Below are 23,067 nucleotides of genomic sequence, written 5' to 3'. Positions count from 1 at the left end.
TATGACAGCAGTCGCAGGAGCCCGTGGAGGGCTGAAAGCGCATCAAGATTCCGTCAGGCTGCCTGAGGCCGAGTTGGTCCGCGACCTCAGGGACATCCTCGGCGCTAAACTCGTTGCCTACATCGGATCGGTGAAGGAAACCCGCGCCGTACGCCAGTGGGCCGACGGCGACCGGAAGCCATCCGCCGAGGTCATGACCCGGCTGCGGCATGCCTATCACGTGGCAGCACTGTTGGCCGAACGGGATTCCAGGGTCGTGGTGCAGGCCTGGTTCCAAGGCATGAACCCCCAACTGGATGACGTCCCTCCTGCACGGCTGCTTCGTGAAGGCCACGTGGACGAGGCTGCACAAGCGGTCCTTGCCGCTGCCCGGGCGTTCGCGGCAGCGGGCTGACGGTGACCCAGGACGAACTGACCCTACTCCCTGCAGCAGGAACAGTGTGGCGTATTGGATTCCATCCGGAGCCCTGGGCATGGAGTGGGTGGGAATGGGCCACGGACGGCAGGTTTCCCGGGCGGTGGGATGATCTGCACGGCAACTTCCGCACTGTCTATGCCGGCTCCAGTCTGAAGGCATGCCTCCTCGAAGTGCTGGCGGGCTTCCGCGCGGACGCCCGGCTCACTGCGGAACTGGACGAGATCGAGGAAGACGACGAAGATAACATCCTTCATCCCTCAGTCCGCCCTGGCGAAGTGCCGCGCGAATGGCTCGACAGCCGGGCGGCAGCACGTGCCGAGCTGTCCGGCAAATACTGCGCCGTCACGGCATCAAAGAGTGTTAGCGCGCTGTATCCGCACTTCATCGGCATGGCACTGAGCCTTGGCTTGGCTGATTTCGACGCAGCGGCGCTGAAAGACGCGCGCCCCAGACAGCTGACCCAGGCAATAGCAGCGTGGCTTTACGAATCCACGGCAGTGGACGGTGTCACCTTCAGTTCCCGCCACGGCGACGACCTTCAACTATGGGCGATGTTCGAACGGCCAGATAATGGGGCAGTCAGCCCGAAACTCACCGGCGCCCAAAACGTTCAGCTGCCTCACGAGTCTGCGGCCATCCAGGAAGCTTTCGAAATCCTCCGGCTCAAATGGCGGGACGAGTAGCGGTCTTGGCTGCTGTCGGATCGAAAAGTTGACAACCCGCAATACAGCCGCCTCAACCAGCTCCCTGGCTCAGCCGAACGGCCGCCTCCTGCTGGACGCGGGCAGCCTTGCTTGAATAGTCGGCGATGATCCGGAGTTCGTCGTCGCTGTAGCCTTCCAGCAGCGCGGCCATCCCGGCCATGAAATCGGTGAAATAGGGCGCCGCGGCAGCAACCTGGTCACCTACGAGCTCGATCAGGACCTTCCGCTTGTCCTCGCCATGCTTGACCCGCCGGGCCACGCCTTTGCTTTCGAGTCGCTGCATGAGTCCCGTGACCGATGCAGGGGCGAGCCCTGAATGTTCCCCGAACTCACCCGCGGTCATTGGTCCGTGGCGCAGCAGGATATCGATGGCCTTGCCCTCCGTCGCCGAAAGGCCGCGCAGTTCAGACAGCGCGGTGTGGAACATGATCGCGGCAGTGGACAGCTCCCGGCCCGACTCATAAACAGCTTCCAACAGAGCTTCGCGTTGCCCCTGATTCGTCATGCTCCGAGGCTAGCAAAGTCTTTCGCTTGTCCGAAACGATTGACCGGGCAGGGCTAGCCCATTATATTTCTTTTAACCGAACGAAATAAATCCAAAGAAGGAGCTCCCGTGCTGAACTGTGTTGTCATCGGATCGGGTGTAGCCGGCCTTTCTACGGCCCTCTCACTCCAGAAAGCCGGCCACTCCGCCACCGTTTTTGAAGCGCACAATGGACCTTCTGACGGAGTCGGCGCCTTCCTCACCCTCGCCGTCAACGGTTTCGATGCCTTGGGCACACTGGGTCTGAAGGAGCAAGCCGCGCAACTGGGCTTCAGCACCCCACTCATGTCCATGTACCTGGGCAGCACGGGTCGCCACCTGATCGATTTCGATTTCGGCGGCACGCTCCCGGATGGCACCACGGCCCGGACCATGACCCGCTCGGAGCTGTACACCCTCTTGCGGGAGGAAGCACTCCGCCGTGGGATCCGGATCGAGCACGGCAGGCGCTTGGCAGCCGTCGAGGAACGGCCCGACGGTGTCACGGCCGTTTTCGACGACGGCACCTCCGCCAACGGCGACCTGCTGGTTGGGGCCGACGGGCTGCGCTCGGCGGTGCGGCCCCTGATCGACCCCGGCTCGCCCGCACCGCGCACCATCCCGCTGCTCAACACGGGCGGCATCATTCCTGCCGACACCGCCACTTTGGCGCTCAAGGAGGAGGACCTGGGCGTGTCCCCGGGGCGCATGAAGATGGTGTTCGGCAAGCGCTGCTTCTACTGCTTCATGCCCAGCCCCGACGGCAGGATCTGGTGGTTCGCAAATCCTTTGCAGCGTTCCAGTGCTGATCCATCTTTGCTCGGCCAGGAGGATCTCCGGGCTTGGTTAACAAGCTTGGTAAAGGCAGACCGGACACCGATGGCCGCCCTGATTCGTGCCACGGAAGACATCATCAAGCCGTATTCCACGTTCGATTTTCCCAGCGTCCCCCGCTGGCACCGCGGCAGGATGGTCCTGGTGGGCGATGCCGCCCATGCTGCGTCCCCTTCCTCCGGGCAGGGCGCATCGATGGCGATCGAGGACGCCGTCACGCTGGGCCGCGCCCTTCGGGGGGCCACGGGCGACGACAAAGAAGCCAGCCTCACTGCCCGGTTTGCGGCCTACGAGGCGGTGCGCCGCCCCCGTGCGGAGACAGTGGTTGCCTGGGGCCGCCGGAATTCCGAACCCAAGGTCAGGAACCAGTTCACCCGCGTACTCCAGGACCTGGCCATGCGTGCCATCTTCCGGGGACTTGCCCGGAAGGCGGCGGACAACTTCGAGTGGCTGTACGGCCATCACATCGACTGGGATGCGGTCCCCGGGTTTGCCGACAGATGACCACCTCACTCACCCGGAAGGAGTTGTGCCAGCTCCCCCGGCCGCTGCCTTCTCCATATAGGACGCCGAGACCCTCCGGTAAACGGGCGTCAGGAATGCGATCAGTGCCGCGACAATGAGAATGAATCCGGCAATCAGGAACACGAGGGCGATCCCGCGGGACGTGCCCTGACCCAATAGTGGTTCGAGCTGGGCGGCACCCTCTGCGGAGCGGGCGTACGGAATGATCCAGAACTGGGCAAGCGGGGCAATGAGGAAAGCGGTGATGGGCGCTGCGGCGGACTCGAACGCCATGGCGAATCCGAATACCCTGCCTTGCCGGTTCAGGGGAACCACCTGCTGGATAACCGTCTGCTCGGCCGCTTCCACGATGGGAACCAAGGTCAAATACAGCCAGATGCCAGCCACGTACAGCCATGCCCATTCACGCAGGGTGAACACTGCACCAAGGAATCCCATGACGGCGACAACGATCAGCATGGTTCGCAAGGGGTTGGAGCCGAGCCCAAACTTTCCTACCAGCGCGCCACCCACGAGGAAGCCGGTGGAACCCACGGCGAAGAACGTTCCCCACATCTCAACGGAGAACATTTCCAATCCGTACGGATCCATCAACGCCATGTAAACGCCGCCCACGAAGTTGTTGAACGTGGAGAACACGATCAGTGCGAACAACCCGGAGATAGCCAGCACAGCGGCAAGCGAGCCGCGGAAGTCGAAACCGCCATGTGCGTCAGTGGCTGCCGCTTGCACCTCTTCGGGCATGCGCAACGTGAGCAGGTGCGCGAACGCCAGCGCGGTAAAAACCAGGGAGGCCACAATGGTCCAGCCCATGCCCAACAAGCCCACCGACAGTCCGGAGAGGACGGAGGTGACAATGAACATGAGACCCTGCACCATCCCCACCATTCCATTTGCATTGGCCCGGCGATCAGGCTCAATGAGGATGGTGACGGTGGTGGAGAGGGCAATGTTGCGCAAGTTCTCCACGACGGCACCCACGAGGATAATCAGCGTGAAAATCCAGAACCATGGCTGTGCCAAGTCCAGCAGAAGGCTTGTGGGGGTGAGGAGAAACAGCACTCCTGACAGCACGAACATCACCAGGGTGAACCCGGCAGCGAAGCGCATCACGGCAAGCTTCCGATACCTGTCCACGAACGTGCCGAAGCTGATGCTGGAGAGTGCAATCAGCAGCATGTAGGCACCCCCGACGACCCCCGTCGCAATCACGTTGCGGGTTTCGAGATAAACCCAGAATGTCAGGGCGAACCAGAGATAGCTTGTGGTGATATTTGCCAGGGCGGTGTTCACGAGGATCCCCATGAAGGTCCGGGATCGCTGTGCCGGAGTGCGCAGGGAGAGGTCGATAACTTCAGTAACCCCAGCCGGTTCCTGCTCGGTCATGCGTTCCAGTGTACTGACAGCAATTGCCGCAGATAAGGGCTGGCGCCAACGCAAACCTTGTGACAATCCAACCCGGCCAACCTCCGGGTAGGATCGGCAGGGAATCCTAAAGAAGCCTGGGGGAAATTCTTGATGAAAGGTGCAAAAGGCCAGCTCGCCTTCACCGACGACGTTAGCCGGGATCTGGAGTTGCGGGAGTACGGACTGGACCCCGGAGAAGATTCCACCCTGCTTCCCAACGCCGCCGTGATGAGTGCCCTCCAGAACCTCGTGCGCCTTGCCACTGAGCTTTGCGGCGCCCCTTTCGGGGTAGTCAACATCATTAGCGCCGAATACCAATACCAAGTTGGCGCCTGGGGTGTGGAACCGGGCATGTGCTCTCGCGAAGATTCCATGTGTGCCAAGGTGTTCCTCTCCCGCGAGATCACCGTTATCCCTGACGCTTCGCTGGATCCGCGGTCCGCTGACAACCCGTTCGTGACCGGTGAATTGGGCCGGGTGCGGTTCTACGCTTCGGTTCCGTTGCAAACCGAGTCAGGATTCGTTCCAGGCACCTTGTGCGTCTTTTCTGACAAGCCCAAAGAGATCCGGCCCGAGCAAGTCGGCATGCTGGAAGTCCTGGCCAAGCAAGTGGTGGAGCTGTTGGAGCTGCAGCACCGCACAATCCAACTGGACCGCACGTATGCAGAGTTGAGGGAGAGCAACGCAAAGCTGGCTGGTTTCGCGGGCCGCGTCAGCCACGACCTCCGGATTCCGCTCACCACAATCCTGGGTTACGTGGAGTTGGTGGAGGACGATCCGGACGTCCAAACGGACAGCGCGGCAGCCAAATACCTGAGCCGCATCGGGGCAAGTGGCCGCCGGATGCTGGGGATGCTGGAAGACGTCCTGAGCTACTCCAGGGTGGGCGGCGGCATCCAGCCGCAACAGGTCTCACTTAAAGAGGCAGCGGGCGAGGTGGCCAGGGACCTCGGCATCGAGGACGACATCCTTGAAGTGCAGGACCTGAACCTCCAGGCAGACAAGGGCCAACTGCGCACTTTGCTGCAGAACCTGCTGTCCAACGCCATGAACTACCGCAGCCCCGAAAGGGACCTGCGTGTCCGGATCAGCGGAGTCTCCAATTACCACGGCGCCACCATTTTCGTGGCCGACAACGGTAAGGGCATCAACGCGGAGGATCGGGCCAAAGTCCTGGAACCGTTGGTGCGCCTGCGCCGCCAAGGCGACGGGCCTGGCTCCGGCCTGGGACTGGCCACCTGCAGCAGCATCGCCAAGGCCCATGGCGGTGAACTCACCCTCTCGGAAACTGCCGGCGGCGGAACCACGGTGGCAGTGAGCTTTCCGGCCTGACCATAGCGGCACGCAAGGCAAGAAAACGCTCGACGTCGACCTGCCGCCGTCGTGCGTTTCCGGCCTCAGGCATTAGCCGCGGCCGTTCCCCTTACCTTTTTCAGGCTTGGTCTCGCTCTTTCCGCCGCTCTTGGCGTCCGCGAGATCCTGGGGATCGGTGGCTGTTCCATCCTGGGCGGGCACGGTGGCTTGAACGGCGGGCGCCGGAACGGGCTGCTGATCCTGCACATCCACCACCTCGACTGCAGGCGCCACCGCTGGCGCCGTTTCCAGGGGAGTCGCCGGCCCGCTGGGTTCGGACTCAATGACGGAGACACCGGGATCGGTCTGCCGCGTCGGTTCGGCTGAAGGTGCCGATGAAAAGACGCCATTGAAGAGCAACGCCATAGCGACCGGAACGGCGAGGGCAGCCGCAAGCAGCCCGGCGAGCACCTTGGCCTTCTTGCCAAAAGCCCTCGGACCCGTAGCGGAAACACGCCTTCCCGCGGCTGAAGCAGCGGGCCCGGGGCTTGAGGTAACCACCTGCGGCGGCCGCGACGGCAAAGCCGGCTTCGCTGGAATGGCAGGCGCCGCTGGAACTACCGGCAGGGTTGCCGTTGCCACAGGCGGCAGCTTTCGACGTCGGCCGGCCAGGACTTCTTCAACGTCGCCCGCCGTAGGGCGTCGTCCGGGATCCATGTCGGTCATTGCCTGAAGGAGTCCGCGCAGTCCATTGGGTAGGTCTTCCGGGATCTCAGGTGCCCGGTGAAGGCGTGCCGAGGCCGTCTCTACCGGCGTTCCAGGGTATTCGGTCTTGCCAGTGAGGCACTCCAGGAGGACCAAGCCCAAAGAGTAGATGTCGCTGGCAGGCGTCAGGTGCAACCCTTGTGCCTGCTCCGGGCTGAGGTATTGGGCGGTGCCGACGGTGAAGCCCGTTGCGGTGAGGCGGTTATCGTCCATGACCAGGGCGACTCCGAAATCTGCCAGCTTCACAGATTCGGCTCCATCTGCCCCCTCGGAGACGACGATATTCGCCGGCTTGATGTCGCGGTGAATGACGCCCTGGGCATGCACCTGGGCAAGGGCGCCAGCCAGTCGCACGCCGATGCGGGTTGTTTCGGCATGCGTCAGAGGCCCATCGGACAATACGGCTTTCAGGTCACGACCCTCTGCGAGTTCCATGACAAGGTAGGCGCGTTCTTCCTCGTTCCGGGTATCCACGCCCGCATCGAAGGCTGCCACCAAGCCTGGATGGTCAAAGGCAGCAAGCAGCCGCATCTCGGTTTCCTGGCGGGCCCTGAACGAGTCGTCGCCGGAGCCAGGAAGGAAGATCTTGATTGCCACGTCCCGGCCAAGGAGCAAATCCGTGGCCCGGTACACCGTGGACATGGCTCCCCGGCCCAAAACAGGTCCCAGCAGATAGCGGCCATCGATAGCAGTCGCACTGGAATCGGTCACGTGGAACTCCACGGCCTCGTCTTTGTTGCCCACGAATTGTCACGCCCTTCAGGCCCACCTGCGTGCATCGGACCCTAACAGTGTCCGCTGCTACCAGGCAACGCCGCCGATCAAACTTTCACGAGAGCCGCGCGGCCGCCCTGTTCGGCGAAACCGCTACGGCTTGAGCAGTCCTGCGTCAAACAGCATCATCCGGAATTCACCAGATAAGTCATCAGGATACTTAGTATTGACCCGGAAGGGAAACGCGACCTCGCGTCGGACGTTTTCCTTACGTGACGCACGGAACTGCGGCCCGGGCGGCCGGAAGGCACAATGGAAGGCATGACCCTTACTACCTTCGCCCTCGTCCGCCATGGCCAGACCGACTGGAACGCGGAGCGCCGGTTGCAGGGGGCCACCGACATTCCACTGAACGACGTCGGCCGCGAACAGGCACGTGAAGCCGTCGCCACTTTGTCCAATTACCAGTGGGACGCGATCGTTTCCTCGCCCTTGAGCCGTGCCGCAGAAACCGCTGATCTGATCGCCGAGGGCCTGGGCCTTACTGTCGCCCGGCGGGTTCCGGAGCTTATTGAGCGAAGCTTTGGACCGGCCGAAGGCCTGCAAGCCGGCCCGGAGCTCGAAGCACTTCGGGTCCCTGGCGGTTTCCGCGGCGGCGAGAGTGATGACGATGCAGCCAGCCGTGGCATTGACGCCCTGGAACAGCTGGCACAGGAATTCTCAGGACAGCGCGTCCTGGTGGTAACCCACGGCACCCTGATCCGGCTGACGCTCAGCCGGGCGATTGGACGCACGCTTGAGAGCGTCCACAATGCCGTGCTGAACCTCGCCCATCACCATGCCTCGGATGGCTGGAAGCTGGAGTACTTCAACGGCGAGCTGCTGACGGCTGACGTGGACAGCTGACACAACCGCGAAATTCACCGAATCTTATTGACATTGCGCATGCCAGTTTCTGTATGCTCAAGAGGGTCAAGCAGTTGGCGCCATTAGCTCCGGTTCCCTGGAGGTCAGCTTGGCTCTCACACTTGTTGGCTCCCGACTCGTGACCACTGAAGCTTGCCGGGCCAACGCAATCACGCTGACGGCAAGGGTAACTCTGGCCACCGACGGCTGGTTTGAACTTCGCGTCATTCAAATACCGGGGCTGGTGCTCCACGTTTCCCGACTGGAAGAGGCGGCACAAACTGTGCTCGACGCCGCAACTGCCTCAAGCGGCCGGAAGCCGGAAGATTTTGACGTCCAGTTCCAATGCTGAGCACACCGGCGCCGGGTTGGGTCAACGGGCCTCAAGCCGGCTTCGCAGTTGCTGTACGAAGTCGGGGTAGGCCGCGGCAATCTCTTCCAGATCCACCGTTTGGGGAAAGTCGATCACGGGTTGGTGCCCGGCCAGAAAGTTGGCCGTCTCTTCAGTGATAATCTGCCCATCCTGGCCGTCCAGCCCGGCCTCGGTCAGGAACTCAGGGGTGATCCGGAAGACGGACTCCCCGGCCTGCCCTTCGGATTCCCAGCGCACCAAGTATTCATCCTGATTTACGAGTTCCACATCGAATGACTTCTCCATGCCAGCAGCCTACGTGGTGTTCAGCCGTGACCGCTGTTTGTTCACTAGGATGACTGCATGGCAGCCATCGAATCTCTAGTTATCGAGGTCGCTCCCACCACACAGCAGGTGGAGGCCTTCTACGCTGACGTTTTCAGCATGGGCGGCAGGGTTCATGTGCGTCCATCCGAGGCGCCGACCACGGGCTTTCGTGGATTTACGATGTCGCTTGTGCTCTCCCAGCCGGCCAGCGTAAACAGCCTTATGGACAACGCCCGCGACGCCGGCGCGATGGTCATCAAGCCGGCCGCCAAATCGCTGTGGGGGTACGGCGGAGTCCTCCAGGCTCCGGACGGCACCATCTGGACAGTCGCCTCCTCGTCCAAGAAGGACAGCGGTCCGGCCAATATGCACATTGATGCGATGGTGCTCCAACTCGGAGTCGCGGATGTGGCTGCCAGCAAGCAGTTCTATCTCGAGCGGGGCCTCACCTTGGCCAAGAGTTTCGGAAACCGGTACGTCGAGTTTGATACCGGCACCATCAAGCTGACGCTCAATAAACGCAGCGCGCTGGCTAAGACCGCCGGGGTATCACCTGACGGCACCGGGTCACATCGCCTCCTCATCAGCGGCGATGCAGGCACCTTCACCGACCCGGACGGCTTCACCTGGAAATCACCGCTGGGCTGAGGAGTACGAGCTTTTCGCCCGGATTGCAGGCAAGAAAACGCACGACGGCGACCACCCGCCGTCGTGCGTTTTTGCCTGCCTTGGAAGGAGCTAAACCTCGGGTCGCGGACGCCTGTCGATGATGGTTTCGGGAGCATCGCGACGCTCCACGATATGGTCCGTACGCCGGGTGCGGCTTGCCATGATGATGGAAATGATCAGGCCCAATACGCCTACAGCCATCAGGATGTAGCCGATCAGGACCTGGTCCACGAAGGGGATGAGTCCGGGGGCAAGCGCAAAGGCCAGAATCGCTCCAATGGCGATCAGTGCTATGGAAGAACCTATTCTCATGTCGTGCTCCTCTCACTTCCGACCGGCCCGCAAACGGGTGATCACGGAACTGCGTCGATATCGTAAGCATACTTCGCAATTTGCGGCATGCGATAGATTGTGCCCGCCATTGTTCCCCTCCCGGCCGCCCCGACGTGGGCTGCGGATCAGTGCCCGAAACCTGCAGCACACCGGGCGACGGCGTCCTCCGGAGTGGGCGGCGGACCAAAAACTTCGGCTTGCCGGCTCGTGTTGGCCACATATCGGCCCGTCTCGAACCAGGCGGACATGCTGGCCATGTCGCTTATCAGCGGTACAAAGCGTTCAGTGACTTTGCCCAGGCCCTTGAGCACAGGCGTTGGAACGGCCATGATTTTGACGTCCTTGCCGTCGGGCCCGCCGTGCCTGGACAGGAGATCCACCGCCTCGGACATGCTGACGGGCCGGGTCCAGCCGATGTCGATGCGTTCGCCATCGGTTATCTCCGCATCCACGGCATCGGCAAGGTATCCAGCGAGGTCGCTGGTGAGGACGAAGGTCAGTGGGGTGTCCTTGGAACCGATCCACATGACGCGGCCTTTCGCCAGAGGGTCGCCGCCCATCCCGGCGGCCTGGTCAAAGAAGGCGCCCGGACGCAGCGCAACGAACGGCACGCCCAGCTGTTCGAACGTATCCTCGGCTTGTTTCTTGTGCCAAAAGTGCGGCACCTGGGGTGTCAGATCACAGGTGAGGATGCTGATGAGGACAAACCTCGGGACACCTGTTTGTTTGGCCGCCACCGCCAGGTTGCTCTGGCCAAAGGTGTCGATCGCATTTGCGTTCTTGTCGTTCCGTGTATACCCGGCAGCAGTGGAAATAACTCCGGCCACACCAGTCATTGCATGGATCAACGACGCCACGTCAAGCATGTCGCCACGGACTACCTCGACACCTTTGGCTTCGAGCTTGCCGGCGTCGGATTTTGCCCGGACCAGCGCCCTGACGCTTTTGCCGCGCTTGAGAAGTGCATCAACTACCTGACTGCCAAGGTAGCCGGTGGCACCGACCACGAGGACAGGCTTTTCTTCAGCCATGATTTGCTCCTTGGACTCGCCGGGTTCGCTCCCAGGAACAGTCGTAGCATGCCTCGCGGCGCTGATTCCAGACTTCACGCAAACGCACGACGGCGACCTGCCGCCGTCGTGCGTTTGACCCCTCCCCGATCAAGCCCTTTGGTGACCATCCGGTCAAATGGTGATGGCGATCTTCCCGCGTGTTTTGCCGGCGTCGAAGTAACGCATGGCTTCCGGAACGTGGTCAAGGGGATAGCTCAGGTCGATAGCCGGGACGATGGTTCCGGCTTGGAGGAGACCGGCGAGGTGCTCAAGGTCTTCCGAACGCTCAGTACCAACGATCATGGTCAGCTTTTGGCTGATGAAGGGGGACAGTGCCAGTGCGCGGAACTGCCTGTCCATGCCACCCGTTAGCGGCCCACCTTCTTCACCTCCAGTAAGGACCGCCGTCCCGCTGTGGGTGAGCGCCCGGCGAAGACGCTTCAGGTTGGGGTTTCCGGCGAGATCGATGATGACGTCATAGTGCTCAGAGCCGTCCGCGAAATCCTGTTTGATGTAATCGATGACGCGGTCGGCGCCGAGGGACAACACGTGGTCCGCCTTGCCGCCGCTGCAGACCGCGGTAACTTCAGCTCCTGCGGCTTTGGCAAGTTGCACTGCGTAGCCGCCAACCCCGCCAGAGGCGCCAGTGATCAGCACTTTGAGCCCCTTCGAGGTTTGCCCTGCCGGCGTCCCGACATCCATCCCACCTGCACGTAGAGCCTGAAGCGCGGTGCAGGCTGAAACGGGGACCACTGCGGCTTGCTCGAAGCTGATGTTTGCCGGCTTGAGGGCGAGGTGACCCTCCCCCGCGACGGCATACTCAGCGAAGGAGCCCTTCCCCACGCCGAAAACGTGATCCCCGACCGCGAAACGGGTTACCCCAGGCCCCACGGCTTCAATGATCCCGGCGAGGTCGAGCCCGGGTACGGGATTCTTGGGGCGCCGGAACCCAAAGGCCAGACGCAGGGCGTAAGGCTTCCCTGTCATGATGTGCCAGGTCCCGCGGTCCAGCCCTGAAGCGTGGACCCGGACCAGCACCTCATTGTCCGCTATCTCCGGCCTGGGGATTCGGGCCAAGCGAAGGACGTCGGCGGAGCCGTAGGCATCCTGGACGACCGCCCGCATGGTGACTTCCGTGGTGGGCGCCACATTGGACGCAGACGCTTCCTTGGTTTGCTGACCAGCGGTCATGGCCGTTCCTTTCAGGAGTTCAGCTACTTTTCGTACGCTGTACTAAAGACGCTACCGTACAATGTACTAAAACGGAACACCCAAAGGAGATCCAGTGTCCGCCGCACGGCCTGAGCGCCTTCCCCTTAGCCGCGAAAGGGTCCTCACATGCGCTGTGGAACTCGCGGACGAGTCGGGCATATCGTCGCTGACCATCCGCTCCCTGGCGCAAAGCATGGGCACCAAGCCGATGTCCCTCTACTACTACGTGGCCAACAAGGACGAAATCCTGGACGGCATCGTGGACATGGTGTTCAGTGAAGTTCCGTTGCCCTTGCCTTCCGGTAACTGGCGGGAGGAAATGAACGATCGGGCACACGCGATGCGCGCAGCCCTCACCCGGCATCCATGGGCGGTTGGATTGCTGGAAAGCCGCTCCGCCCCTGGGCCCGCAACGCTCCGACACCATGAGGCGACGCTGGCCACCTTGCGGGCAGCAGGATTTTCGGTCCAACTGACGGCCCACGCATACGCGGCGCTGGACAGTTACATCTACGGTTTCGCCCTACAGGAGGCGGCGTTGCCCTTTGAAGGTAGGGATACCGCAGCCGAAATCACCACCCCCATCATGGAGCGGTTCTCAACCGGGGAGTACCCGCGCATGGTGGAGATCGCCGTCGAGCATGTCCTCAAACCCGGCTACGACTTCGGCGACGAATTCGACTTCGGATTGAACCTGATTCTTGACGGCCTGGACCGGCTGATGGACGATGCCGGCGCAGCAGCCGAATAACCGCCGCATCCGTTGAGGTGCGTGAGGCAAAAGGGTACGGTCAGGGCATACTCGACGCCGTCTGATTTTAAGGATCTGATGCCATGGCCAGAATTGAGGACTATGCGATCATCGGGGACTTGAATACAGCCGCCCTGGTGGCACGCGACGGATCCATCGACTGGATGTGCCTGCCCCGCTTCGACTCCCCCGCCTGCTTCGCCGCCTTACTGCATACCCCTGAAGCTGGCCGATGGATCCTCGCGCCCACAGAGGCAGGGGCGCGGAACGACGGAAACTGTACGCGGCGGCGCTACCGTCCGGACACCCTGATCCTGGAAACGGAATGGGAAGTGGACGGCGGTGCGGTCCGTGTCACCGACTTCATGCCCGTCCGCGATGACGCTGTAGACCTCGTACGGATCGTGGAAGGCCTGTCCGGCGAGGTAGCCATGCGTGGGGAGCTGATTCTCCGTTTCGACTACGGTCGCGTGGTGCCGTGGGTGCGCCACAACAAGCACGGAATCAGCGCCGTGGCGGGGCCCGATTCCGCCTACCTCACGACGCCCGCTCCACTCAAGGGCGTGGACAGGCGCACGATCAGTGAGTTCACAGTCCGCGCCGGGGAACGTATCCCCTTCGTGCTTCGCTGGGCACCAAGCCATGAACCGGAGCCCCGGCGAATCGATGCAGCCAAAGCATTTCACGCCACGGAATCCTTCTGGCGCGAGTGGATTGACCAAAGCGAGATGGAGGGCAAGTACAAGGAACCGGTGGAGCGATCCCTCATCACCCTCAAAGCCCTGACGTATGCCCCAACGGGAGGCATCGTTGCAGCTGCCACAACGTCCCTTCCCGAGCAGCTGGGCGGTTCCCGCAATTGGGACTACCGCTACTGCTGGCTGCGCGATGCAACACTGACCCTGCAGTCGTTGCTTGCCGCCGGATATACGGAAGAAGCAGCAGCCTGGCGGGAATGGCTGCTCCGCGCTGTCGCGGGTGATCCGTCAGAGCTGCAGATCGTTTACGGCCTGGACGGCGCCCGCAGACTGCCGGAGGCTGAGATCCCGTGGCTTTCGGGCTACGAAAATTCCCAGCCAGTCCGAACCGGGAACGCCGCGGCCCCCCAGCTGCAATTGGACGTTTGGGGCGAGGTCTTGGATGGGCTCTCGCTGACCAGGGCAGCTTCCCCGCCGGGCACCGTGGACACGTCGTGGGACATTCAAGTGGCGTTGATGGAGTACCTGGAAGGGGCTTGGGACCAACCGGACAACGGGCTGTGGGAGATGCGCGGCCCCCGCAGGCATTTCACCCATTCCAAAGTCATGGCATGGGTAGCTGCTGATCGCATGGTCAAGGCCGTAAAAACCTCAGGATTACCCGGCCCCGGAGACCGTTGGGCGGCGCTGCGCACGCATATCCATTCAGAGGTAATGACGAAAGGATTCGATGAAGGGCTCAACAGCTTTGTGCAGTCCTACGGAAGCAAGGAACTGGACGCCAGCCTGCTCTTGATCCCCCGCCTTGGCTTCCTGGGGCACCGCCACCCCCGCGTTGCGGGAACGGTGAAAGCCATTCAGGAAGGCCTCACCGAAGATGGACTGGTGCTGCGCTACCGAACCGAGTCCGGCCACGACGGCCTTCCCGGCGACGAGGGAGTGTTCCTTGCATGCTCGTTCTGGCTGGTGGATGCGCTACTGGGCCTTGGCCATGCCGGCCAGGCAACCGCATTGTTCGAGAGGCTGTTGACGCTCCGAAACGATGTTGGGCTGCTGAGCGAGGAATGGGATCCCAGAACCGAGCGGCAACTCGGAAACACGCCACAAGCGTTCAGCCACTTTCCACTGATCCACTGCGCCCTGCAACTCCATCACGGCGAAGCCCACGGCAGTGACACGCCGCTGCGTAGGCCGAAACACCCGGAGCAAGGTACCGACCAGCTCCCGCAACAGGCCATCTCCGAAAGCGGCCCGGGCACCGACCATCCGGCACCAAAAAAGCGCCCCGAAACCAGCCGCTGAAAAGCGCTGCAGTTACGATTCCGTTTTTTGATCGTCCGGATCCGGGGCTTCAGCCTTGTGCTTGGCTTCCTCCAGGTGTTGATCGAGCTTGCGCTCGGCCTCCCGCCGACGCTGGCCGATAGTCCTCATCTGCTGTGTGGTCGGAGATCCGGCATCGGTATCCTGCCACTGATCGCGTTCCTCTGACCCAGTGCCTGAGGGCACGCCCGGGCCCTTCTTCTCTTCATCGCCCATAAGGAAATCGTCCCATCGCCTGGGCTTCTGCGGTAGGACCGGCTGTCTGGACAAAGACCAGGTGGCAGTACAGGGCCCGACGGCGGCCTCCCGCCGTCGGGCGTTTTCACCACTTAGTGGCGCGGCATCTGCCGCAGTTTTCAGCGGCTGGTATCGCGCGTGCCTTCAGTTTCGATGTTCTCCTTGCGGACTTCCTCATTCACGGGGACTTCATCCGTGACGGTGTCCTTTTCCAAGCGCACGCGCTCGACCGGGACGGTTTCCTTGTCCACAACCGGCCGTTCTTCGTGAAGGGTGACCTCATGCTCGCTTTCTGTGAGGTCAGGACCGGACATGGCGGCTCCCTTGTTGGCGTCCGTGATCGGCTCACGCTCAAGGCGGACTTCCTCACGCTCGACCGGCACGGTGGTAGTCACGTTTTCGGTGGTGATGTACTTGCGAAGGCGCGCCCGTCCGGCCGCTGCCCTTTCAGTCCCGACGTTGAGCCGCTCTTCAGAACGGGTCATGGCATCCTCGCCCGCGGGTGCCGTGCCAGTCGTGTCAACGTCCATGCCGCCGACGGCGTCCACTCCGGCCCTTGTGCCCATTCCGGCGTCTGTTTCCATTCCGGCGCTGGGGTCCGGGTAGTCACGCCGGCCCTCGAAGGCACCCCGGTCCTGGATGCTGTAGTGGTTGTAGAGCCGCTCTTCTTCACTGGGATCGAGGTGCCCATCTTCGGCCACGCGGGGTGCGTCCTTGATGTGATCCTTGCTGTAGGGAACAACGACGTCGTCGCCCTCAAGGGTGGCCCCCTCCAAGGGAATGAATGATTCAGAAGTACCGAAAAGACCGGTTTTGACTGTTACCCATGTTGGCTCCCCCGTGTCGTCATCGGTGTAGAACGTTCCGATTGACCCAACCTTGTCCCCCTCCGTGGTCCGAACGTTTCCGTTGAGGCCCATCAGACGGTCAATGTTCTCCCTGGCGAGCATGATGTCTCCTTGGAATGTGATTGTGTTGCCTTTAGTGCCCGGCGGCCTGCATCACCAGGCGTAGATTCCGGAATCAGGACGGGGAATTGATTCAACCCGCTGACTTCACGGAACAGAAATACATAAGCATGCTTACTATTTTCTTGGCAAGACCCAATCGAAGATTCGAAGCCCTTGAGCGCAGATTTTTCCGGTTGCCGAAGAGAGTCCCTCCGGGAACCCCCATCAACCGGGACTCCCTCAGGCTGAATGCCCATGATGGTCTGGAACCATGACCACTGATACTTTGCGGGCACCAACAGCCCGTCGCCTGCCGCTTGTTACCTATGTGCTCGCCGCGGGCGTGTTCCTTATGGGCACCACAGAATTCGTGGTGGCCGGGATCCTCCCGGAGATCGCCCAGGACCTGGGTATCACGGTAGGAAATGCCGCGTTGATGATTACCGTCTTCGCGGTCGGCATGATCGTTGGAACGCCCACGATGTCGATTCTCACCCTCAGGATGCCGCGACGCGTCACCCTCAGCCTCGCGTTGGCGGTTTTCGCCGTTGGCCACGTCATCGTCGCCCTCACCACCGACTTCGCGCTGATACTCGGAGCCCGGTTCCTGACCGCTCTGGCCACTGGAGCCTTCTGGGCCGTCGCCGCCGTCGTGGGGGCGAAGGCGGCCGGCGCCGCTTCAGCGTCCCGGGCTTTAGGCGTGGTTTTGGGCGGCGGCATGCTGGCCAACGTGATCGGTGTTCCGTTGGGGGCGTTTGCCGGCCAGTCGATCGGTTGGCGAGGCCCGTTCTGGATCCTCAGTGCCCTGGCACTCATGGCGGCGTTGGTCGTTTACCGTTTGGTCGGCGTCGAACCTGCCTCGGGCCGCGTCCCCTCAGTTCGGGCCGAGATCGCCAGCATGCGTGACGCCCGGGTGTGGCTTGTTCTTTTGGGTTGCGCAATCGTGTGTGGATCATCCCTGGCGGCCTACAGCTTCATCTCACCGCTCCTCACACAGAACACAGGGATGGGGGCAGCGGCAATTCCGCTGGTGTTGGTGGGCTATGGCGTTGGAGCGTTCATCGGTTCCAACCTCGGTGGCCATTTTGGCGCACACCGCCCCTTCACGGCACTGTTCGTCTCGGCAGCAATGACGTTCCTGGTGCTCGGGGCTCTCTGCCTGCTCTCACGCAACGCCGTGCTGACCGTGATCCTCATCTTCTTGCTGGGCCTGTTCGGCATGGCAACCAACCCCATCCTCATAGGCAAAGCAGTCGGTTATGCCCACCATGCACCCACGCTCGCCTCGGCCCTCAGCACGTCTTCGTTCAACCTCGGCACAGCAGTGGGTTCGTGGATCGCAGGCTTCGCACTCGAGTCAGCTCTCGGGGCCACTGGCCCCGTGCTGGTGGGTACCTGCATCGCGGCACTGTATTTTCTCCCGCTCACCATCTTGTGGCGGAAAGAACGGTCACCTCAGCCGTCCGAGGCAGCCCTCTCCGGCTCAGCCTGAGCTGCCGTGCCATATTCGCTGGCAGCCCACGAGGCGAGGAGCTGCAGGCGCTCCGCCGAAGGCGACCCCGGTTCCGCACTGTAGATCGTGAGGGTCAAGCCCGGCTCAGCGGCCATTTCCAAGCCCTCGTAGGCGAGCGTCAACTCACCCACAACGGGGTGATTGAACGTTTTGAAACCCGTCCCGTGGTGGCGGACGTTATGAGCGCCCCAGCGTTTCCGGAACTCATCGCTGCGGGTCCCCAACTCACCGATGAGGTCATGAAGTTCCTTGTTGTGCGGATCGCGACCGGCTTCGGTCCGCAGGATGGACACAGTCACCTCGGCGAACGCATCCCAATCCGGATAAAAATCATGGGCGCGTTCATCCAAAAACGTGTAGCGCGCGATGTTCGGCGGCTGGCCGGGCATGTCGTAGCAATCCTTGTAGAACGCCCGTGCCAAGGGATTAACCGCCAACAGATCCATCCGGCCGTTGCGAACGAACGCCGGGCCGGCAGTGACAGCATCCAGCGCCCATTGCAGGCTTTGATGCGGAACGTAGGACTTGGAGTTGCGCCGCCTGGGCGGACGGGCCACCGGACTGGCCGCGTGGGCGAGGTCGAACAGATGGGCGCGCTCGGCGTCGTCCAAGCACAACGCCCTGGCGATGCTCTCAAGAACTTGAGGGGAGGCTCCGCTGATCGCGCCACGCTCAAGGCGGGTGTAATACTCCACGCTCAACCCGGCAAGCGTGGCCACTTCACTACGCCGCAGGCCTTTCACCCGCCGATTGGTCCCGGCGGGCAGTCCAACCCGCTCAGGGGCAACATGGGCACGGCGTGAGATCAGGAATTCGCGGACCTCGGCTCGATTATCCATAGCCTCAACGCTAGGCCAAGCAGGTATCAGGAGGGAGTCCCTCCCGATACCTGCTTCGTTAACGCACGACGGCGACCTCCCGCCGTCGTGCGTTTTCCACACCCAATTCCGCGCCCAACATGGCCGTGTCAGTGTGGAACGTTAGGGTTGGTCCAAGACATCTGACGAGGAGAGCAATTGCCGTACATCGTTGACTTCAAGAACGTTTCTACCGAGGGCCTGGAGTCTTCTCCGGTTGCCGCGGCCCTCGCAGGACTGCGCGCGAACGAGGCCCGCTATTACAAGAACAAATACGACCATGACTTCACCGTGAGTCCCGCAAGTGAGGTGCCGGAAGTCGTGGATCGGGTGAGCCGGATCCTGAAGGAAGAGCGCGACATCGTCATCGAATCCCGCCCCCTTGAGGCGACGGCCTTCGAAGTGGACGGCCTACGGATGGATTACGTGTTCTACGAGTCCGGGCTTTCCATCAACGTCATGTACAGCATCGAGGAAGGCGGGAAGCGGGCGGTCGGTTTCAAGCTCGCCGAGGGCATGGATGTTCCCGAAGAACTGGAACCGCGCTTCAAATTCGCCCGTCAGAAGTCCAAGCTGGCAGGTGTAATCCGGGGATCGTACTTCGTGATCAAGGGTCAATACTGACCGCTGCCTCCGACTACATGCCCTATCCCAAACGCGCCGGGACCCTCTATTCTCTTGACATGGGCGTTTGGGGAGCGTTGTACCGCACCAAACCCGGTTGCAAGAGCATCGGGCACGGGTGACACGTGGATCCCCATAACATGGTTCCTTCCCCGGACAATTACGCCGCATTCCTCGCAAGGTTGGACGCGGCAACCACAAGCCTGACCACCCGGGCGAGGGCCCTTGACAAGGCATTGTCGGCGATCTCGCTGCTCTTGCGACGGTATCAACGGGCCCTTCGAGGCTGGGAACGGAGACTGGTCCGCGTCGATGAGGAACTAGCCCGGCACTCCGGCGAGCCCCAGACGTCGGCTGCCCTTCATGAGCTCCAACGAACTGCCGTTCAGATGAGAGGTCAATGCACAGTGAACAGGTCCTGCGGCTCACGGAGAAACTGTCGCTCAAGCAAGGACAACGAGACGCCGTAGGCCGCTCTCTCCTCGAACTTGAAGTCATCAGGGCCAAACTGGAAACGTCCCGGAGGTTGTCACGGGACCGCGAAAACCTGGGCAGGGCCCTCTACGAGCTTGCGGGTACCGGCAGTGGCGCCGCGAAGATCCCCGATGTGGGATTTGCGGAACGACCTTAGGGAAGCACGCGAGGCAGTAATTCTGGCCGAAGCACTCCTCGAAGTGAAGGGATCCTGACCATGGAAAACGCGCCGGATGCTGTTGAAATCGTGCGCTGGATGAGGAAACCCGGCGACAAACCCATTATCAAATTCGTCACTTTCAGCATCCTTGCCGTGATCCTGTGGCTGATCCTGATGATCTTCATGCCTGCCCTGAGAAACGCTGTCCCGGCGTCGATCTTCATTGCCGTGTTCGCCGCGATACTTACTATTCCCACCGTCGTCGCCCAGAGGAACCTGGTGCGTGGCTTGGCAAAACGGATCAACGACACCCTCACGGAGCTGACAGGCAGCCCCGACGACAAGATCTCCACAAAGCAGCTACGGAAATTGATCAAGAGCGGTGAGCAACTTCCACTGCTGATCAATGGGGTTCCCGGTTTGCGGCTGCACGTGAAAAGGGTTGCAAGTGCCAAGGAAGATGGCTCCGAGAAACTCCTCGCGGTCATCACCGTTGCCCCGGTGAGCAGTGGAACTGCAAGCTTTGACCGGCTGCTTGAGGCGGCGTTGTACGGATGACGGTTGGGCTGGCCTTCGCCGGCTCTTGGGGACTGAAACGAGGCTAGTAGGACAACGGTGTTTTGACGCTGTAGTGGTCTGGATTTGGGGTCCCCAATTCGGCTTCAGAAGAAGACCGGTTCAGTGCTGAACGGCACATGTCCGAGCGGGTCAGTCTGTTCTCCTGGCAATCCACGCCCCGGCGCACCAATCTGTGGGCCCTAAATCCCTGATTCTGAACACATGGTTGATGCCTGGAAACGGTTGGGAAGCTTGTGGCACCCAAGGGCAGCGGCACTGCTTCCTAAAAATGTCAGACCCTGGTGAGAGGGTTTATTCATGGGAAGCATTGGGGAAATCATGGCGCGACGGGCAGCGATGCCTGGCGTCGTGGTGCGCCCCCGGGGCCTTCCCCGAGGAAGCCACACCGGTCCTGCCAGCGGCCATGCCGGCTGTGAAAGCCCGACGGTGGCGGCTGCGGCAGGCAGCGATTCGGAGAAGCTCAGGGCCATGGCGCTGCTTCGCGGCATTGAACCGAAATCCTTCACTGCACTTAGTGAAATGGACCGTGAAGTCGAGCGTGTTCACGGCCTGGAACCACTGCCCTTCGCTGGCCTTGGGGTCGATCCTGAAGTTGAAGTCGATCCAGGAATTAGGGTCGATTCTGAAGTCAGCTCTGTTTCCCGGGGACTGGGCGGTTCCCTGGGACTTGGGAGTCCGCTAAGACATCAGGGCGCGCCGGGGCTTGGGGATGCGCTGGCTGAGAGCGTTGGGGCCTTGGAAAGTCTGCGTTCCGTGACCGTGGCCGGTGCCCCGGGGTTCGGGTTTGCCGAAGCCGCGGGGTTCGCCGGGCGGGTGGAGGAGATCGCCCGCACCGTGGAGTACCTGCAGGTCATCGCGGCGCACGCCGTGGAACGGACCCGCACCCAAGCCCAGCAGGCACGGCCCTCCTCCGCGGCGGGCACGGGATGGCAGACAGGCTGGACCAACCCCGCACGCACAAACCCCGCCACCGCCACAGCCACAGCCACAGCCACCGGTGCAGGATCCGATACTGCCGCTGGATCCGCCGCTGTTGCTGGCTTCAATACTGCTGCTGGAACCGCCACCGCTGCTGGCTTCAATACTGCTGCTGGATCCGCCACCGCTGCTGGCTTCAATACTGCTGCTGGATCCGCCACCGCTGCTGGCTTCAATACTGCTGCTGGATCCGCCACCGCTGCTGGCTTCAATACTGCTGCTGGATCCGCCACCGCTGCTGGCTTCAATACTGCTGCTGGATCCGCCACCGCTGCTGGCTTCAATACTGCTGCTGGATCCGCCACCGCTGCTGGCTTCAATACTGCTGCTGGATCCGCTGTTGCTGCTGGCTTCAATACTGCTGCTGGATCCGCTGCTGCGGTGGCGGACGCTGCTGCGGTGGCCGATGATGGCTACCGCAACGCCGCGGAATTCCTGCGGGCCCGTTTGCGGATCGGCATCAGCGAAGCCCGGCGCCGGCTCGCCCTGGCCTCCCAGGTCCTCCCCGGGACCGGAATCGCCGGGCAACACATCCCGGCCCGCCGCGAAATCCTGGCCCAAGCCCTCGAATCCACGCAAATACCCACCCGGTCTGCGAGCATCATCAGCGCCGCCCTGGACAAAGTACGGCTCCTCACCGACGAGGAGACCATCACCCGGATGGAACACGCCCTCACCCGCACCGCCGCCGGGTCCGACCCCGACTTCGTCCTGAAAATGACCAAACGCTGGAACGACCTGATCGACCAGGACGGCCCGGAACCCAGCGAAGAAATCCTCCGCCAGCTCCAAGGCACCTTCATCCGCAAACCCCGCCACGGACTGCACCACCTGGAAATCTTCGCCACCACCGAACAATACGAAACACTCACCACCGCCATGAACACCGCCACCAACCCCCGACTCACCACCGCAACCAACGCAGCCAACGGACACAGCGGAACCACCACAGCCACCGGCGAAGGCAACGTCACCGGGGAAACCAACGAGAGCGTCGACGGGAACGTCGAGGGTCAGGCACCCGGAATCGTCCACGGAACCGTTCATGGCAGTGACCGCGGGAGCGAACCAGCCGGGCCGGACCTGGACCGGCGTTCCCGGGCCCAGAAACTCCTCGACGGCCTCGTCGGAGCCTGCGGTGTGGCACTGACCACCGGGAAACTGCCAGCCAACGGCGGACTCCGCCCCCAGGTCATGGTCACCATCAACCACCACGACCTCTTCCAACAACTCACCCGCACCGCCCCAAGCGCAACCACGCCACACGGCACAGCCCCAACACCCCACGGCGCAGCCGCCACCCAGACCACACGACCTGGGTCTGGAACGGAAGACCCCCGTCCCGGCGCAGCCACACCGCCCGGCAGAACCGCCACACCACACGGCACAGCCGCCACACCGCCCGGCGAAACTGCCTCCCAGACCACACGGCCTGGGCCTGGACCCGAACACCTCCGGCTCAGCTCCGGCTCCGCCACCTTCGCCGGCCCCATCCACCCCAACACCATCCGCAAAATCGCCTGCGACGCCGACATCCTCCCCGTCCTGCTCGGAACCGACTCCCGCATCCTGGACATCGGCCGCACCACCCGGATCTTCCCACCCCATATCCGCAAAGCCATCACCGCCCGGGACCAAGGCTGCGCGTTCCCCGACTGCACCATGCCCGCCCCCTGGTGCGAAGCCCACCACATCACCTACTGGTCACACGGCGGCGCCACCTCCACCGAGAACGCGACCCTGCTCTGCAGCCACCACCACCACCTCATCCACAAAGAAGACTGGCGCATCGACATCACAACAGGGGTTCCGTGGTTCATCCCGCCACCACACATCGACCCCCACCAAACACCACGACGCAACCACCACCACACACCCCTCAGAACATGAGA

General features: G+C 62.3%; 24 protein-coding genes. 14 read left to right on the top strand and 10 right to left on the bottom strand.

Translation table 11 applies throughout. The annotated features are described in order from the left end of the window. The first annotated feature begins 1 nt into the window (after position 1). On the top strand, positions 2-394 hold the full coding sequence (locus AC6I97_RS03625) for a hypothetical protein (RefSeq protein WP_497944095.1): 393 nt from the start codon (positions 2-4) through the stop codon (positions 392-394). Between the two features lie 2 nt (positions 395-396). After that, positions 397-1,101, top strand: a complete 705-nt coding sequence (locus AC6I97_RS03620; RefSeq protein ID WP_497944094.1) for an RES domain-containing protein — start codon at positions 397-399, stop codon at positions 1,099-1,101. Positions 1,102-1,153: 52 nt separating this feature from the next. On the opposite strand, the gene AC6I97_RS03615 is transcribed toward AC6I97_RS03620, so the two are convergent. Further along, complete coding sequence (locus AC6I97_RS03615; protein ID WP_497944093.1) at positions 1,154-1,627, bottom strand: MarR family transcriptional regulator; 474 nt, start codon at positions 1,625-1,627, stop codon at positions 1,154-1,156. A gap of 108 nt (positions 1,628-1,735) precedes the next feature. Here AC6I97_RS03615 and AC6I97_RS03610 point away from each other — a divergent pair, with 108 nt between their 5' ends. Further along, positions 1,736-2,983: an FAD-dependent oxidoreductase gene (locus AC6I97_RS03610; protein ID WP_497944092.1), complete on the top strand. Its 1,248-nt coding sequence runs from the start codon at positions 1,736-1,738 to the stop codon at positions 2,981-2,983. Positions 2,984-2,992: 9 nt separating this feature from the next. On the opposite strand, the gene AC6I97_RS03605 is transcribed toward AC6I97_RS03610, so the two are convergent. Next, a complete protein-coding gene (locus AC6I97_RS03605; protein ID WP_497944091.1) occupies positions 2,993-4,390 on the bottom strand; it encodes an MFS transporter in 1,398 nt (465 codons plus the stop codon). A gap of 132 nt (positions 4,391-4,522) precedes the next feature. On the opposite strand from AC6I97_RS03605, the gene AC6I97_RS03600 reads away from it, so the two are divergent. Continuing rightward, the gene (locus tag AC6I97_RS03600; RefSeq protein WP_497944090.1) at positions 4,523-5,743 is read left to right on the top strand and encodes a GAF domain-containing sensor histidine kinase; all 1,221 of its coding nucleotides are present in this window, start codon (positions 4,523-4,525) and stop codon (positions 5,741-5,743) included. Between the two features lie 72 nt (positions 5,744-5,815). On the opposite strand, the gene AC6I97_RS03595 is transcribed toward AC6I97_RS03600, so the two are convergent. Further along, positions 5,816-7,180 (bottom strand): serine/threonine-protein kinase, encoded by a 1,365-nt coding sequence (locus AC6I97_RS03595; protein ID WP_497944089.1) that lies wholly within the window; start codon positions 7,178-7,180, stop codon positions 5,816-5,818. Positions 7,181-7,495: 315 nt separating this feature from the next. Here AC6I97_RS03595 and AC6I97_RS03590 point away from each other — a divergent pair, with 315 nt between their 5' ends. Together AC6I97_RS03590 and AC6I97_RS03585 are read left to right on the top strand one after the other, a co-directional pair. After that, positions 7,496-8,089: a histidine phosphatase family protein gene (locus tag AC6I97_RS03590; protein WP_497944088.1), complete on the top strand. Its 594-nt coding sequence runs from the start codon at positions 7,496-7,498 to the stop codon at positions 8,087-8,089. 109 nt (positions 8,090-8,198) lie between these two features. Continuing rightward, positions 8,199-8,441, top strand: coding sequence for a hypothetical protein (locus AC6I97_RS03585; RefSeq protein WP_497944087.1), 243 nt, complete (start codon positions 8,199-8,201; stop codon positions 8,439-8,441). A 21-nt stretch (positions 8,442-8,462) separates the two neighbouring features. On the opposite strand, the gene AC6I97_RS03580 is transcribed toward AC6I97_RS03585, so the two are convergent. After that, a complete protein-coding gene (locus tag AC6I97_RS03580; protein WP_497944086.1) occupies positions 8,463-8,747 on the bottom strand; it encodes a hypothetical protein in 285 nt (94 codons plus the stop codon). A 57-nt stretch (positions 8,748-8,804) separates the two neighbouring features. Here AC6I97_RS03580 and AC6I97_RS03575 point away from each other — a divergent pair, with 57 nt between their 5' ends. Then, entirely contained in the window at positions 8,805-9,416 is a 612-nt protein-coding gene (locus AC6I97_RS03575) for a VOC family protein (RefSeq protein WP_497944085.1), read from the top strand. A gap of 90 nt (positions 9,417-9,506) precedes the next feature. On the opposite strand, the gene AC6I97_RS03570 is transcribed toward AC6I97_RS03575, so the two are convergent. From AC6I97_RS03570 to AC6I97_RS03560, 3 genes are all read right to left on the bottom strand, one after another. After that, complete coding sequence (locus tag AC6I97_RS03570) at positions 9,507-9,749, bottom strand: DUF6458 family protein (protein WP_224093076.1); 243 nt, start codon at positions 9,747-9,749, stop codon at positions 9,507-9,509. A 146-nt stretch (positions 9,750-9,895) separates the two neighbouring features. Beyond that, positions 9,896-10,801 (bottom strand): SDR family oxidoreductase, encoded by a 906-nt coding sequence (locus AC6I97_RS03565; protein WP_497944084.1) that lies wholly within the window; start codon positions 10,799-10,801, stop codon positions 9,896-9,898. A gap of 153 nt (positions 10,802-10,954) precedes the next feature. Next, a complete protein-coding gene (locus AC6I97_RS03560; RefSeq protein WP_497944083.1) occupies positions 10,955-12,013 on the bottom strand; it encodes an NAD(P)-dependent alcohol dehydrogenase in 1,059 nt (352 codons plus the stop codon). 94 nt (positions 12,014-12,107) lie between these two features. Here AC6I97_RS03560 and AC6I97_RS03555 point away from each other — a divergent pair, with 94 nt between their 5' ends. Both AC6I97_RS03555 and AC6I97_RS03550 read left to right on the top strand, forming a co-directional pair. Beyond that, complete coding sequence (locus AC6I97_RS03555; protein ID WP_497944082.1) at positions 12,108-12,785, top strand: TetR/AcrR family transcriptional regulator; 678 nt, start codon at positions 12,108-12,110, stop codon at positions 12,783-12,785. An 83-nt stretch (positions 12,786-12,868) separates the two neighbouring features. Next, positions 12,869-14,785 (top strand): glycoside hydrolase family 15 protein, encoded by a 1,917-nt coding sequence (locus AC6I97_RS03550; protein WP_497944081.1) that lies wholly within the window; start codon positions 12,869-12,871, stop codon positions 14,783-14,785. A 12-nt stretch (positions 14,786-14,797) separates the two neighbouring features. Here AC6I97_RS03550 and AC6I97_RS03545 read toward each other — a convergent pair whose 3' ends face one another. Both AC6I97_RS03545 and AC6I97_RS03540 read right to left on the bottom strand, forming a co-directional pair. Next, entirely contained in the window at positions 14,798-15,019 is a 222-nt protein-coding gene (locus AC6I97_RS03545; RefSeq protein WP_224093068.1) for a hypothetical protein, read from the bottom strand. 140 nt (positions 15,020-15,159) lie between these two features. Continuing rightward, positions 15,160-15,990, bottom strand: coding sequence for a DUF2382 domain-containing protein (locus tag AC6I97_RS03540; RefSeq protein WP_497944080.1), 831 nt, complete (start codon positions 15,988-15,990; stop codon positions 15,160-15,162). 271 nt (positions 15,991-16,261) lie between these two features. Here AC6I97_RS03540 and AC6I97_RS03535 point away from each other — a divergent pair, with 271 nt between their 5' ends. Next, positions 16,262-17,482 (top strand): MFS transporter, encoded by a 1,221-nt coding sequence (locus tag AC6I97_RS03535; RefSeq protein ID WP_497944079.1) that lies wholly within the window; start codon positions 16,262-16,264, stop codon positions 17,480-17,482. Here AC6I97_RS03535 and AC6I97_RS03530 read toward each other — a convergent pair. Beyond that, entirely contained in the window at positions 17,446-18,342 is an 897-nt protein-coding gene (locus AC6I97_RS03530; protein ID WP_497944078.1) for a helix-turn-helix transcriptional regulator, read from the bottom strand. The genes AC6I97_RS03535 and AC6I97_RS03530 overlap by 37 nt on opposite strands. A 177-nt stretch (positions 18,343-18,519) precedes the next feature. On the opposite strand from AC6I97_RS03530, the gene AC6I97_RS03525 reads away from it, so the two are divergent. The 4 genes from AC6I97_RS03525 (at position 18,520) to AC6I97_RS03510 (ending at position 23,065) form a co-directional block, all read left to right on the top strand. After that, on the top strand, positions 18,520-18,984 hold the full coding sequence (locus AC6I97_RS03525; RefSeq protein WP_224093064.1) for a DUF8821 family protein: 465 nt from the start codon (positions 18,520-18,522) through the stop codon (positions 18,982-18,984). Positions 18,985-19,384: 400 nt separating this feature from the next. Continuing rightward, positions 19,385-19,615, top strand: a complete 231-nt coding sequence (locus tag AC6I97_RS03520) for a hypothetical protein (RefSeq protein ID WP_497944077.1) — start codon at positions 19,385-19,387, stop codon at positions 19,613-19,615. Between the two features lie 60 nt (positions 19,616-19,675). Further along, positions 19,676-20,176: a hypothetical protein gene (locus AC6I97_RS03515; protein ID WP_309928243.1), complete on the top strand. Its 501-nt coding sequence runs from the start codon at positions 19,676-19,678 to the stop codon at positions 20,174-20,176. Between the two features lie 318 nt (positions 20,177-20,494). Then, positions 20,495-23,065 carry an HNH endonuclease signature motif containing protein gene (locus tag AC6I97_RS03510; RefSeq protein ID WP_497944076.1) on the top strand — a complete coding sequence of 857 codons (2,571 nt, stop codon included), beginning with the start codon at positions 20,495-20,497 and terminating at the stop codon, positions 23,063-23,065. Positions 23,066-23,067: the final 2 nt, after the last annotated feature.

The organism is Arthrobacter sp. TmtSoilC48 (genome assembly GCF_059739425.1).
The sequence above is the reverse complement of the archived record's forward strand: the minus strand, read 5'-3'. Positions and strand labels throughout refer to the sequence as shown.

Coding starts and splice junctions, on each gene's coding strand:
- AC6I97_RS03625 (WP_497944095.1), top strand. CDS start 2: ATGACAGCAGTCGCAGGAGCCCGTGGAGGGCTGAAAGCGCATCAAGAT.
- AC6I97_RS03615 (WP_497944093.1), bottom strand. CDS start 1,627: ATGACGAATCAGGGGCAACGCGAAGCTCTGTTGGAAGCTGTTTATGAG.
- AC6I97_RS03605 (WP_497944091.1), bottom strand. CDS start 4,390: ATGACCGAGCAGGAACCGGCTGGGGTTACTGAAGTTATCGACCTCTCC.
- AC6I97_RS03600 (WP_497944090.1), top strand. CDS start 4,523: ATGAAAGGTGCAAAAGGCCAGCTCGCCTTCACCGACGACGTTAGCCGG.
- AC6I97_RS03590 (WP_497944088.1), top strand. CDS start 7,496: ATGGAAGGCATGACCCTTACTACCTTCGCCCTCGTCCGCCATGGCCAG.
- AC6I97_RS03580 (WP_497944086.1), bottom strand. CDS start 8,747: ATGGAGAAGTCATTCGATGTGGAACTCGTAAATCAGGATGAATACTTG.
- AC6I97_RS03575 (WP_497944085.1), top strand. CDS start 8,805: ATGGCAGCCATCGAATCTCTAGTTATCGAGGTCGCTCCCACCACACAG.
- AC6I97_RS03570 (WP_224093076.1), bottom strand. CDS start 9,749: ATGAGAATAGGTTCTTCCATAGCACTGATCGCCATTGGAGCGATTCTG.
- AC6I97_RS03565 (WP_497944084.1), bottom strand. CDS start 10,801: ATGGCTGAAGAAAAGCCTGTCCTCGTGGTCGGTGCCACCGGCTACCTT.
- AC6I97_RS03560 (WP_497944083.1), bottom strand. CDS start 12,013: ATGACCGCTGGTCAGCAAACCAAGGAAGCGTCTGCGTCCAATGTGGCG.
- AC6I97_RS03550 (WP_497944081.1), top strand. CDS start 12,869: ATGGCCAGAATTGAGGACTATGCGATCATCGGGGACTTGAATACAGCC.
- AC6I97_RS03545 (WP_224093068.1), bottom strand. CDS start 15,019: ATGGGCGATGAAGAGAAGAAGGGCCCGGGCGTGCCCTCAGGCACTGGG.
- AC6I97_RS03540 (WP_497944080.1), bottom strand. CDS start 15,990: ATGCTCGCCAGGGAGAACATTGACCGTCTGATGGGCCTCAACGGAAAC.
- AC6I97_RS03535 (WP_497944079.1), top strand. CDS start 16,262: ATGACCACTGATACTTTGCGGGCACCAACAGCCCGTCGCCTGCCGCTT.
- AC6I97_RS03530 (WP_497944078.1), bottom strand. CDS start 18,342: ATGGATAATCGAGCCGAGGTCCGCGAATTCCTGATCTCACGCCGTGCC.
- AC6I97_RS03520 (WP_497944077.1), top strand. CDS start 19,385: ATGCACAGTGAACAGGTCCTGCGGCTCACGGAGAAACTGTCGCTCAAG.
- AC6I97_RS03515 (WP_309928243.1), top strand. CDS start 19,676: ATGGAAAACGCGCCGGATGCTGTTGAAATCGTGCGCTGGATGAGGAAA.
- AC6I97_RS03510 (WP_497944076.1), top strand. CDS start 20,495: ATGGGAAGCATTGGGGAAATCATGGCGCGACGGGCAGCGATGCCTGGC.